At 43.2% G+C, this 12760-nt stretch carries 9 protein-coding genes; 7 read left to right on the top strand and 2 right to left on the bottom strand.

What is annotated here, in order from left to right; translation table 11 throughout:
* Positions 1 to 131 precede the first annotated feature (131 nt).
* From ygfZ to AAEY94_RS02615, 6 genes are all read left to right on the top strand, one after another.
* The gene (ygfZ, locus tag AAEY94_RS02590; RefSeq protein WP_350977018.1) at positions 132 to 1094 is read left to right on the top strand and encodes a tRNA-modifying protein YgfZ; all 963 of its coding nucleotides are present in this window, start codon (positions 132 to 134) and stop codon (positions 1092 to 1094) included.
* A gap of 145 nt (positions 1095 to 1239) precedes the next feature.
* Positions 1240 to 1944 carry an ABC transporter ATP-binding protein gene (locus AAEY94_RS02595; protein WP_350977021.1) on the top strand — a complete coding sequence of 235 codons (705 nt, stop codon included), beginning with the start codon at positions 1240 to 1242 and terminating at the stop codon, positions 1942 to 1944.
* Between the two features lie 4 nt (positions 1945 to 1948).
* Entirely contained in the window at positions 1949 to 4546 is a 2598-nt protein-coding gene (locus AAEY94_RS02600) for an ABC transporter permease (RefSeq protein ID WP_350977024.1), read from the top strand.
* A complete protein-coding gene (locus tag AAEY94_RS02605) occupies positions 4543 to 5721 on the top strand; it encodes a lipocalin-like domain-containing protein (protein WP_335690609.1) in 1179 nt (392 codons plus the stop codon). The genes AAEY94_RS02600 and AAEY94_RS02605 overlap by 4 nt, the downstream gene beginning before the upstream one ends.
* Before the next feature lie 377 nt (positions 5722 to 6098).
* Positions 6099 to 8582, top strand: coding sequence for a nitrate reductase catalytic subunit NapA (gene napA, locus AAEY94_RS02610; RefSeq protein ID WP_101086182.1), 2484 nt, complete (start codon positions 6099 to 6101; stop codon positions 8580 to 8582).
* A 101-nt stretch (positions 8583 to 8683) separates the two neighbouring features.
* On the top strand, positions 8684 to 9115 hold the full coding sequence (locus tag AAEY94_RS02615) for a nitrate reductase cytochrome c-type subunit (RefSeq protein ID WP_101086183.1): 432 nt from the start codon (positions 8684 to 8686) through the stop codon (positions 9113 to 9115).
* A gap of 135 nt (positions 9116 to 9250) precedes the next feature.
* On the opposite strand, the gene AAEY94_RS02620 is transcribed toward AAEY94_RS02615, so the two are convergent.
* Positions 9251 to 9403, bottom strand: coding sequence for a hypothetical protein (locus AAEY94_RS02620; RefSeq protein WP_174839623.1), 153 nt, complete (start codon positions 9401 to 9403; stop codon positions 9251 to 9253).
* 94 nt (positions 9404 to 9497) lie between these two features.
* Here AAEY94_RS02620 and AAEY94_RS02625 point away from each other — a divergent pair, with 94 nt between their 5' ends.
* A complete protein-coding gene (locus AAEY94_RS02625) occupies positions 9498 to 10382 on the top strand; it encodes a LysR family transcriptional regulator (protein WP_101086184.1) in 885 nt (294 codons plus the stop codon).
* Positions 10383 to 10487: 105 nt separating this feature from the next.
* On the opposite strand, the gene fusA is transcribed toward AAEY94_RS02625, so the two are convergent.
* Positions 10488 to 12581 carry an elongation factor G gene (gene fusA, locus AAEY94_RS02630; protein WP_101086185.1) on the bottom strand — a complete coding sequence of 698 codons (2094 nt, stop codon included), beginning with the start codon at positions 12579 to 12581 and terminating at the stop codon, positions 10488 to 10490.
* Positions 12582 to 12760: the final 179 nt, after the last annotated feature.

Raw genomic sequence — 12760 nt, forward strand, 5'->3', positions numbered from 1 at the left:
TCTTCCTAAAAAAGCTACCTTGTGCACAAGGTAGCTTTTTTATTGGCTTTAAAACCATAGCCCCCTGTTGAGCATTCTATTAATCCGTTACACTCCAACCATACCGTCTTATTCACACGTTAGGGATAGTTATGACCATTTCAGTAAACCAACCAGATTGGGATTTTATCGCCACGTCTCCTGAATTAATGTTATCAAGTTTGACGCATATGGGGTTAATCGAAATCACTGGTGAGCAAGGGCGCAGTTTCATTCATGGCCAAGTCACCACAGATATTACCTCCCTTGGCACAAACGAGTGGAAATGGGGTGCTCATTGCGACCCTAAAGGTAAAATGCTCGCCAGTTTCCGTGGGTTTTCAATCGGCGATAGCTTATTCATGTTACTGCCAAAAAGTACTTTAAGCTTGGATTTACCTCAGTTACAAAAATACGCTGTATTCAGTAAAGCCGAACTCGCCGATGTCAGCAATGATTATCAAATAATGGGTATTGCTGGCCCAAAAGCACAAGCCTTTGCAACTGAACATTTTGGCGATGTATCGCAACCACTTAACCTTGTTGAGCAAGGTGTGATTATTCGTGATGGTGAACGTTTTATTGCCATTATTAACAATGCAGCAGCACAAAACATTATCAGCCAATCGGGACAAACATTGTTTGCTGCAAGTGCATGGCAAGCATTGGAAATTAAAGCCGGTTATCCAAACATAGATGCCGCTCATTCCGGCCAGTACGTTGCGCAAATGTGCAACCTGCAAGCCATTAATGGCATTAGCTTTACCAAAGGCTGTTACATGGGCCAGGAAACCATTGCCAGGATGAAATATCGCGGTGGCAATAAACGTGCATTGTATATTTTGTCTGGTACTACCAAGCAAACCATCAGCACTGACACTCAATTAGAAATTGCCCTTGAAGGCGGCTTCCGTCGTGGTGGCAATATCATTGAATGCGTCCAATATGGTGACAAGGTACTGCTTACCGCGGTGTTGCCAAATGATACCGAAAACAACGCTCAACTTCGTATTACCGGAGATGAAAGCTCACAGCTAACTATTATCGAGTTGCCATATTCTTTAGCAGATGCTTAATTAATTGATGTTGTATCTTCATTAAGCGAGCCATTGGCTCGCTTTTTTATTTTTTGAACATTAATGATCTATATCACGTATATTATTGATAATATTACTCTGTTTATTCAGAACTTCAATTAAGCTAATTCGTTATGGAGCGACTATGACTACTATCGTCACCTTAGAAAATATTAGTAAAGGGTTCCGCGATGGCGAGTCATTTCATTCGGTGCTTAATCACGTCAACCTGACTTTGCAGCAAGGTCAAACTATCGCATTAACCGGGCCTAGCGGCAGCGGTAAAAGTACCTTACTGAATATCATTGGTGGCTTTGAAACCATAGACAACGGTGACATGTTAATCCGTCAGGCTGATAACATGCGATCGGTGACAAAGTGGCAAGATAAGCAATGGAGCCAATATCGACGTCAGTCGCTCGGGGTTATATTCCAACAATTTAACTTACTCACACCATTAAATGTGCGCGACAACATTCAATTTTCACTGGCGCTAAATCAGTTAGCATGGAGCCCTTGGTGTGATGAACTTTGCCACCAGCTAGGATTAACGCCATTGTTAGACCGCAACGTTGAAAACTTATCCGGTGGACAACAACAGCGAGTGGCTATCGCGCGGGCATTAGCTCACAAACCACAACTCATATTAGCCGACGAACCGACAGGTAATCTTGATCAACACGCCGGATTACAAGTCATGCAACTACTTACCGAACTCGCTCAACAAGCCAACTGTTGTATTTTAATGGTGACTCACAGCGAACAATGTGCCGCATTTATGCAGCATCGCTGGCACGTCGAAAATCAACAGATTGTGATTAACCCTGCTGACATAACATTGCAAGGGTAAGCCAATGACAACTAACTCTTCATCATACTTATTCTCAATTAAGCGCTTAAGGTTATGCTTGCACCTGTTTGCCAGCCATTATCGTCATGCCCCCCTGCAAGCCAGTGCTATTTTACTGGGCATCATGCTCGCGGTAACGTTACTGATTGGCGTATACGCCACCAACGAAAACGCCAAACAAAGCTATGGCAATGTATCCGAACTAATGAGCCAACAAGCTCGCTTATCGATTAGCCACCGTACAGAAAGCAGTATTGATGAGGCAGTTTATTTTGCATTAGCCAATGCAGGATTCAATACCATTGCCAGCATTGAAGGCATCGCAACCGATGAACAAGGCCGATTATGGCGGGTTAATAGTAGTGATGTAGTTGCCGCTATGACCAGCAACATGCAACAGCAAAAATCAGGTGCTAGCTCATCGATAACAGCGACGCATATTCCGCTAGCAGAATTACTGGCAGGCAAACCCAAAGTGCTAATGTCGGCAAGCCAGCGCGAACGTATGAATAAAGTGACCAATAACACTGACCGCATAATACTGAACGACACGGCTGTTGAACTCGTTGCCATTGATGATTCGTGGGGGCTTGGTTCGGCAATTTTGGCCGATATCTCACTCGCTCAACCCTTGCTGAATATGCAGGGTAAGTTAAGTTACGTTGCCGTATTTGATTCACCCTCTTCAAATGCAAATATCTCAGCCGCAAACGAATCAGAAACAGATGAGCAACTGATAGCTCGATTAACGAACACCCTAACCCAAGCAGGTATTGATACCAGTAAGCTAAATTTCACCACCCAAACGAGTGAAGGCGAATCGCTTACCGCCCTCACTGCCAGCTTTCATCTTAATCTTGATGCCATGAGCATGTTGGCCTTTGTTGTCGGCTTATTTATTGCCTACAACGGGGTTCGTTATAGCTTAATGAAGCGTCAAAAATTGCTGGTGCAAATCATGCAGCAAGGGCTCGATAGGCGCACCATCATGCTTGCCCTAAGCATTGAAATAGTCTGTTTAGTGTTTATTGGCTGTGTATTAGGTTTTATTGTCGGACTGCAATTATCGCAATGGCTACAACCTATGGTCGCCATCACTCTTGAACAGCTTTATGGCGCCAAATTATTACCCGGAAACTGGCAATGGCAATGGTTTGCACAAGCACTCATATTAACCTTGTCAGCGGCATTTGCTGCTTGTATTCCCATGCTGATAAACCTGATTAACACCCCACTTGCGCAAGGGGCTCAAAAACAACCACAAAGCCAACAATTCGGCATTATTCATTGGCGACAATTTATCATCGCAGCATTGCTAATCTTAGTGTGTACTATCGCCTTCGCCTTTACCGAACAGTATCGCCATAGCCTAGTATTACTGGGTATTCTCTCGGTTGCGATTCCGTTATTGTTACCTCAATTTTTACATTGGGGAGTTAACTTACTCAGTCCATTTATGCCTAAAGGACTGTGGCAATACGTGATTGCCGAAACCAAAGAGATTATTGCTCCTCTCGCGCTTGCGATGATGGCAATGCTGCTAGCTTTGTGTGCCAATATTGCCATGAACACCTTAGTGGGCAGTTTTGAAATCACCTTAAAAAAATGGCTCGATGCCCGTTTGCATGCAGACTTATACATTAGACCCAATCCAAACCAAATCGATACATTAACGATATTATTGGAACAAGATCCCAAGGTTGAAGCGATTTATGAGCAATGGACTGTCGACAGCAACCTTAATCGAATTGAAACGCCGCAAACACAGGTTGCTATCCACCTTGTCAGTCGTGACCATTTGTCTTTAACCGAAACAACTGTATTTAAAACCACAGCCGATGACTTTTGGACAACATTCACAGCAGGTGAAAGCCTGATGATAAGTGAACCATTATCGATAAAATACCAACTCAATATAGGCGATAAAGTTCAGCTATCGCAACTTGGTCAAGCTAGCTTGAACATTGGCGGAATTTATTACGATTACGGTAATCCCCAAGGCGAAGCGATTATTACTCAGTCCTTATGGCAGCAATCTCAATTACCCGCCAAACCCATTAGCCTAGCCGTGTCTTATCAAGGTGATATTACTCCACTACAAGACAATATTAGCCAGCAAATCAATCTGTCTTCTGCTTACATGTACAGCCAGCAGCGAATTAAGACTGAAGCGATTAACATATTTAATAAAACATTCTCAATCACTGTAGTGCTTAATAGCTTAACCTTACTCGTAGCTGCCATTGGCTTATTCAGTGCCTGTATGATGCTAACGCAAGCGAGGCAAGCACCATTAGCCCGCTTGTATGCTCTAGGTGTTAGTCGTAATCAATTACGGATGATGGTGTTAGTGCAAATGCTATTTATCGTGTTATTAACCTGCTTGGTCGCGTTACCGACAGGCGCGTTACTGGGTTATTTATTAATTCATAAAGTCACGTTACAAGCATTTGGCTGGAGCATCGCCATGGTGTGGGATTGGGCGGCATATGCTCAAGTGGTGATCATTGCTGTAGTCAGTTGTTTACTTGCAGTGTGTTTACCTTTGTATTGGCAAACCAGAAAACCCTTGATATCCAGCTTGCAACAGGAAGCACTATGACCTCTTTCACTTTCAAGAGCGTACTCAACGTCGCGTTCAAAACTGTTAGCTACAGAGTGCAGAAGCAATGGTTGATGGTCATTGTCTTTCCTCTTAGCGCATTGCTAGTGGCTTGCTCTCCTCAGCAAAATGTTGCAGTAAAACAGTCTACCATTAGCAGTATGTCGTCAGCTTCTGCTGAAGGTTATAGCGAAGTAATTCAAGGTAAAACCTTACTCTTTCCGCAAGACCACTTAGCTCACGATGACTTTAAAATTGAGTGGTGGTATTTAACCGCAAACTTGACCACCGCTGCAGGTGAAGATGTAGGCGTGCAATGGACTCAATTTCGTATCGGAATGACACCACCAGTAAGCCCTCAAGCGACAACAACGAATAATTGGGTGACCAATCAGCTTTACATGGCACATGCCGCGGTAACCACAAATACTGAACATTTAATGGCCGAAAAATGGTCACGAGGCCACCCACAACTTGCAAGCGTTAAACCACAACCATTTGAAGTACATTTACAAAACTGGCAATGGTTAAGTCAGTCTGACAGTCTGTTTCCGGCCACATTAAATGTCGCTAGTGATAAGTTTAGTTATCAATTACAGCTAAACAGTCAGCAACCTCTGCAATTACAAGGCGATAAAGGTTATAGCAGCAAAAGTGCAGACCAAAGCGTGGCATCTTATTATTACAGCCAACCCTTTATTGATGTAACGGGTCTAGTTACCCGTCATGGTGTTACTGAAAAAGTCAGCGGTAAAGCTTGGCTTGACCGCGAATGGAGTTCACAATTTTTAACCAAGGCCCAGCAAGGTTGGGATTGGTTTTCACTGCGTTTAGACGACAACTCAACGTTAATGGCATTTAGACTGCGCGGCGAAAATGACCAAGCACATTTTTACAGTGCTAGAAGGATGTTCGCTGATGGTAGTGGTCACAATATTAATAGCCGAGACAACCCTAATGATATCGATATGCAACCCACTCAGTGGCAACAAACGGCATTAGGCAATCATCCTATTGCATGGCGAATTAACATTAACAGTGAAGCCATCGACGTCACAACTCAAGCCGTTAACCCCAACAGCGACATGCCAGTATCAACCTCATATTGGGAAGGCCCCATTACGATTAAAGGCAGCCACCAAGGTCAAGGTTATATGGAACTTACGGGTTACTAGGCTTGTTTACCATTCGAGTGGAATGCGCTCTCGAAGATAAGCAAGCCTTGGCCTACCTACAAAGATCATACCTCTCAAAATCTCAATTCCCCATTCCTTGGTACCATGTTAGCAACAGAGCACCAATGGGCTTTTAATCCGCAAATAATCTGCATCTCAAGCACAATACGCTTTACAAGCAATCTCTAAAACAGCATTTACCTAATTGTTAAAATGAGATTTACATCACGCTGAAAAATGTGACCTTGCACAACTATTAACCACTATACCCATTCTGAGGTATACCCATGTTATTAGTAAGGTCTAGACTCACTCTATCACGTCACCTCCAATGACTATCACGTACCAAGTACAACATTCTAAGAGTGAGGAACACCATGAGCATCAGTCGTCGCGAGTTTTTAAAAGCCAACGCCGCTGCCGCAGCAGCGTCGGCCGTGGGTATCGCTATTCCAATTAATATCGTTCAAGCTGCAGAAGGTAAAAGTGAAATAAAATGGGATAAAGCCCCATGTCGCTTTTGCGGTGTAGGTTGTAGTGTTTTAGTGGGTACTCGAAATGGTAAAATTGTTGCCACTCAAGGCGACCCTGAAAGCCCTGTTAACAAAGGCTTAAATTGTATTAAAGGTTATTTCTTATCTAAAATCATGTATGGCAAGGACCGATTAACCTCGCCATTACTCAGAATGAAAGATGGAAAATATGATAAAGAAGGTGATTTTACGCCAGTAAGTTGGGACGTTGCCTTTGATACCATGGCCGAAAAATGGAAAGCCAGCATAGCCAAAAAAGGCCCAACTTCTGTAGGGATGTTTGGTTCTGGTCAATGGACCATTTGGGAAGGCTACGCCGCATCTAAGCTTCATAAAGCTGGTTTTCTGACCAACAATATCGATCCTAATGCACGCCATTGTATGGCATCAGCTGTGGGTGGCTTTATGCGTACCTTTGGTATTGATGAACCCATGGGTTGTTATGATGACTTAGAAGCCGCTGACCACTTTGTATTGTGGGGCGCCAACATGGCAGAAATGCATCCCATCTTATGGGCGCGTTTAACAGACCGTCGCTTAAGCCATAAAGATGCCCGCGTACACGTACTCTCTACTTACGAGAACCGTAGCTTTGACTTAGCAGATAATGCCATGGTGTTTAAGCCTCAAACAGACTTAGTCATCTTAAATTATATTGCCAATTACATTATTCAAAACAAAGCAGTAAACAAAGACTTTGTTAGCAAGCACACTAAATTTGCCCTAGGTACCACTGACATTGGTTATGGCTTGCGCCCTGAACATCCATTGGAAAAGAAAGCTAAAAACCCAGGTAGCGGTGATGCCAAACCGATTAGCTTTGACGAGTATGCAAAATTTGTTAGCACTTACACTGTAGAATACGCAGCTAAAATGAGCGGCGTACCGGCTGACAAACTTGAAATTATGGCAAAAGCTTACGCCGACCCTAACATCAAAGTGATGAGTTTATGGACCATGGGTATAAACCAGCATACTCGTGGTGTGTGGGCAAATAACATGCTCTACAACATCCACTTACTCACCGGTAAAATAGCCACTCCAGGCAACAGCCCATTTTCGTTGACGGGCCAACCTTCAGCTTGTGGTACTGCTCGTGAAGTAGGCACATTCTCACATCGTTTACCTGCTGACATGGTGGTGAACAATGATAAACATCGTGAAATTACTGAAAAACTTTGGCAAGTCCCTGCCGGCACTATTCCAGCCAAACCTGGATACCATGCCGTACTGCAAAGCCGTATGCTTAAAGATGGTAAATTAAACTGTTATTGGACTATGTGTACTAACAATATGCAGGCTGGTCCTAATATCAATGATGAAGTTTATCCAGGTTTCCGTAATCCAGAAAACTTTATTGTGGTCTCGGATCCTTACCCAACTATTACGGCAATGGCCGCAGACTTAATTCTTCCAACCGCAATGTGGGTTGAAAAAGAAGGCTCTTATGGTAACGCGGAACGCCGTACCCATTTCTGGCATCAGCTTGTTCCAACACCTGAAGGGTCTAAGTCTGATTTATGGCAGTTAGTTGAATTTTCTAAACGTTTTAAAGTGAGTGAAGTCTGGCCTGCTGAATTAATCGCTAAACAACCTGAGCTAGCCGATAAAACGTTATATGAAGTGTTATTTGCTAACGGCGTAATCAATAAGTTCCCTACCAGCGATTGTAAAGGTGCTTATAACGATGAAAACGAACACTTTGGTTTTTACCTGCAGAAAGGTATTTTCGAAGAATATGCTCAATTTGGTCGCGGCCATGCACACGATTTAGCAGACTTTGACACTTACCATCAAACGCGAGGATTACGCTGGCCTGTCGTTAATGGTAAAGAAACTACCCGCCGCTTCGTTGAAGGCAGTGACCCTTATGTCAAAGCAGGTGAAGGCTTCAATTTTTACGGTAAACCAGATGGTAAAGCCGTCATATTTGCACTGCCTTATGAACCCGCTGCAGAAGAGCCTAATGAAGAATTTGATCTGTGGATGTCAACAGGACGAGTACTGGAACATTGGCACACAGGGTCAATGACCGCTCGCGTACCTGAATTGCATAAAGCAATGCCAAGTGCTCAAGTCTTTATGCATCCTGCTGACGCTAAAGCACGTGGGTTAGCCCAAGGGGACGAGGTTACCGTGGCATCACCACGTGGAGAAATCAACACCCGAGTGGAAACCAAAGGTCGCAACAAGCCACCTAGAGGGGTGGTCTTTATGCCATTCTTCGACGCTAAACAATTAGTCAACAAGCTGCTTTTGGATGCAACTGACCCATTATCAAAAGAAACTGATTTCAAAAAGTGTCCAGTAAAAATATTTAAAGCCTAATACTGCTTTTATATTAATTGCTGCAGCTGTCACTGGATTATTACACCATGACAGCTGCGACACTCGATTTCTACATTCATTAGGATGTAACGGAGATGAAAATGAAAAAATTACTTAGCGTCGTGGCCATACTATTAAGCCTTAGCGCATATTCTGGACAACAAGCCGTAGCAGACAATACTCCTGTAAAAGTAGAGTCTCGTGTAGGTAACGTCGCCATAACCGACAACTCACCTGCTGATGCTATCGCCACCTACCCTACAAGAGGAAAAGCTATCGCGCGCAGCTTTGCAGAACAACCGCCGTTAATCCCTCACAAAGATAGCTATAGCATCACTACAGACAAAAATGGCTGTCTAACATGCCATAGCTGGGATAAAGCAAAAAGAATGAAAGCAACGCCAGTGGCGAAGTCACACGTTATAGATGACAAAGGCACATTAAATGGCATGAACTACTTCTGCGTACAGTGCCATGTTGCACAAGCAGATAATAAACAGGAGTTAGTGGAAAACACATTTACGACAAAGTAATTAGTGAAGATATAAATTCCCCCCCATTCCTCAATTTGAGCAATGCCACTTCAATCGAAGTGGCATTTTTTTATCAGTGTCAGTGTTAAAACGGTACAAGTCCGAACAACAAAAGGGCTAAAAACAAAACCCAGCCTAGGCTGGGTTTGTTGGTTTAGATGTCTGCTGTGTAACTGGCGAACTCGGTTCTGCTGATGTTTGTGACGTATTAGGTGATTGTATCTCATGCTTCACAGGCATCGCCGCTTGCCATAATGCACCGACCCATAAACTTGATGTTGACTTCATAACCATTGCTCCGTTTTTGTTAACGAGTTCAAAGTAATCGTTTAGGGTTCATAGGTAAAATGAATAATTACCATAGAGAGGATTCCATTTAAGCATGAACATCCCAATCAAGACCTTACAGACCTTTCTCACCATAGTTGAAACCAAAAACTTTACCCGGGCGGCACAAAAATGTTTTATGACCCAACCGACACTGACAAAAACCATTCAACGTTTAGAAGACAACATTGGTGAGCAATTACTTATCAGGAATAATCAAACAGTAGAATTAACCCAAGCAGGACAATTGTTTGAGCAAAGTGCACGGGAAATTTTAGGCCATTGGCATCGACTACAAGAAGGTATTAACAACCTCAGTGGCTTGAAGTCAGGACGGTTACGACTTGGTGTCTGCCCTATGATGAGTAGTTTAATCACTCCTTTGCTGACCGATTATCGACGAAAATATCCCGGAATCGAATTACAGATGTACGAGTATGGCGGATTTGGTTGCGAGCAAGCACTATTGAGCAACAGTCTAGATATAGCCTTTACTGCACTTCCGACAACGCATAAAACAGAGTTAGCAAGTCAACTTCTGACTAAATATCCCTTACTGGCTTGCTTACCAGAAGGCCACCCACTTGCTAACAATGCTGACATACGCTGGCAAGACTTTGAATCTTATCCCTTCATTCTTTACAACGAAGACTTTTCATTAGCAAAGTTAATTAATTATTTAAGCCGTAAAGTTGGCGTACACCTTAACATCGCCTTTCGAACAGGTCAGTGGGACTTTTTAGCCGCAATGGTTGAAGCTAACTTAGGCGTCGCGATTTTACCCGAACCCATTTGCCAACGGTTAACCAATAGCAAACTGGTATTTAAACCTATGCAACCGGCAATGACCTGGGATCTGGCATTAATATGGCGAGAGAACCTACCGTTAACCCCACCAGCCCAAGCGCTATTAACGCTCAGCAGAAACAGTCATGAATAATATAATACTGTGTCATAACCATTTAATATCGTAGAAATCACATAAAAAAGACATAAAAAAACCGCTGCCTAGGCAACGGTTTTTATGGGCAAGTCGAAACTAGAATTACTTCTTAGCTTCAGCAGCCTTACGTTCTTTAACTTGAGCAACAACTTTCTCAGAAACGCTGTTTGGACAAGGGCTGTAATGAGCAAATTCCATAGAGAATTGACCACGGCCTGAAGTCATTGTACGTAGTGAACCGATATAACCGAACATTTCTGATAACGGTACGTCAGCTTTAATACGAACACCTGTAACACCAGCGTTTTGATCTTTGATCATACCGCGACGACGGTTAAGGTCACCAATTACGTCACCAACGTTGTCATCTGGGCTGAATACGTCAACGTTCATGATAGGCTCAAGAAGTTGTGCACCGGCTTTAGGCATAGATTGACGGAAAGCACCTTTAGCAGCGATTTCGAACGCGATAGCTGACGAGTCAACTGCGTGGAAAGCACCGTCTTGAAGCACAAGTTCAACGTCTAACACAGGGAAACCTGCGATAGTACCTGTGTTCATCATGCTCTTGAAACCTTTCTCAACAGCAGGCCAGAATTCTTTAGGTACGTTACCACCAACCACTTTAGAAGTGAAAGTGAAACCAGTATTTTGCTCGCCAGGGCGAATAGTGTAGTCAATTTTACCAAACTGACCAGAACCACCAGACTGTTTCTTGTGCGTGTAGCTATCTTCAATTTCTTTAGTGATAGTTTCACGGTAAGCAACTTGAGGCTCGCCTACAATTAGGTCAACGCCGTAAGTACGCTTAAGAATATCAACCTTAATGTCTAAGTGAAGTTCACCCATACCTTTAAGGATGGTTTCACCAGAATCAATGTCAGTCTCTACACGGAAAGATGGATCTTCTGCAATCATTTTACCGATAGCGATACCCATTTTCTCAGAACCGCCTTTATCTTTTGGCGTAACAGAGATAGAGATAACTGGCTCAGGGAATACCATGGCTTCTAGTGTACAAGGGTGCTTAGGATCACATAAAGTGTGACCAGTTTGCACGTTCTTCATACCAACGATAGCGATAATGTCACCAGCTTGTGCTGATTCAAGTTCGTTACGTTCGTTAGCTTGCATCTCAACCATACGGCCAATACGTTCTGTTTTGCCAGTGAATGAGTTAAGGATGGTGTCACCCTTCTTCAAACGGCCAGAGTAGATACGTACGAAAGTTAACGCACCAAAACGGTCATCCATAATCTTGAACGCTAATGCTTTAAAAGGTGCATCAACATCAACGATTGCGAATTCGCCATTTTCGTTACCTTCTTCGTCAGTTAGAGGTTGTGGATCAACTTCAACTGGATCAGGTAAATAATCAACAACGGCATCTAGCAATAACTGCATACCTTTGTTTTTGAATGCTGAACCACAGTATGTTGGGAACACAGCCATTGTACGAGTACCCGCACGGATACAACGCTTAACGTCTTCAATAGATGGTTGAACACCTTCCATGTAAGCTTCTAATAAAGCATCGTCTTGCTCAAGAGCAGTTTCGATCAGCAATTCACGGTATTCTTCAACGATGTCAACCATGTCAGCTGGTACAGGCTTAATTTCGAAGTTTTCTGGTAAACCAGTATCATCCCAAATGTGAGCTTCACGAGTTAGTAGGTCAACAACACCACAGAATTCGTCTTCGATACCGATTGGTAAAACCATAACCAATGGGTTAGCCGCTAATACGTCTTTAGTTTGCTTAACAACACGTAAGAAGTCAGCACCCATACGGTCTAACTTGTTTACGAAGATGATACGCGCAACTTCAGAATCGTTAGCATAACGCCAGTTTGTTTCTGACTGAGGCTCAACGCCGCCTGAACCACAGAATACACCGATACCGCCGTCAAGCACTTTTAGCGAACGATAAACTTCAACTGTAAAGTCAACGTGGCCAGGAGTGTCAATAACGTTAAAACGGTGATCTTTCCAGAAACAGCTTACCGCTGCAGACTGAATGGTAATACCGCGCTCAGCTTCCTGTTCCATGAAGTCTGTGGTTGATTCACCATCATGTACTTCACCGATCTTATGGATCTTACCGGTTAGCTTAAGGATACGCTCGGTGGTCGTGGTTTTACCCGCGTCAACGTGAGCGAAGATACCAATGTTTCTGTATTTGGATAATTCGGTCATGATTCAACTTTAATGATTAGTTTAAGAAGTAGACGGAGCATGCGAAAAAGAACCGACACACCGCACATCAGGTTATTAAGGCGCATATTGTAAATTGGAACCTTGCTGGGCGCAAATAGCTGTTGCAATATTTATTTGTTTTTAGCATAAAAAAGCTCAATTAATGCTATAAATTGCAT

Source organism: Shewanella sp. AC34-MNA-CIBAN-0136, from assembly GCF_040309945.1.
Taxonomy (GTDB): domain Bacteria; phylum Pseudomonadota; class Gammaproteobacteria; order Enterobacterales; family Shewanellaceae; genus Shewanella.

Bases quoted from the DNA above. Each gene is read 5' to 3' on its own strand.
- AAEY94_RS02605 (WP_335690609.1), top strand. From the start codon at position 4,543: ATGACCTCTTTCACTTTCAAGAGCGTACTCAACGTCGCGTTCAAAACT.
- AAEY94_RS02600 (WP_350977024.1), top strand. From the start codon at position 1,949: ATGACAACTAACTCTTCATCATACTTATTCTCAATTAAGCGCTTAAGG.
- fusA (WP_101086185.1), bottom strand. From the start codon at position 12,581: ATGACCGAATTATCCAAATACAGAAACATTGGTATCTTCGCTCACGTT.
- ygfZ (WP_350977018.1), top strand. From the start codon at position 132: ATGACCATTTCAGTAAACCAACCAGATTGGGATTTTATCGCCACGTCT.
- napA (WP_101086182.1), top strand. From the start codon at position 6,099: ATGAGCATCAGTCGTCGCGAGTTTTTAAAAGCCAACGCCGCTGCCGCA.
- AAEY94_RS02625 (WP_101086184.1), top strand. From the start codon at position 9,498: ATGAACATCCCAATCAAGACCTTACAGACCTTTCTCACCATAGTTGAA.
- AAEY94_RS02620 (WP_174839623.1), bottom strand. From the start codon at position 9,403: ATGAAGTCAACATCAAGTTTATGGGTCGGTGCATTATGGCAAGCGGCG.
- AAEY94_RS02595 (WP_350977021.1), top strand. From the start codon at position 1,240: ATGACTACTATCGTCACCTTAGAAAATATTAGTAAAGGGTTCCGCGAT.
- AAEY94_RS02615 (WP_101086183.1), top strand. From the start codon at position 8,684: ATGAAAAAATTACTTAGCGTCGTGGCCATACTATTAAGCCTTAGCGCA.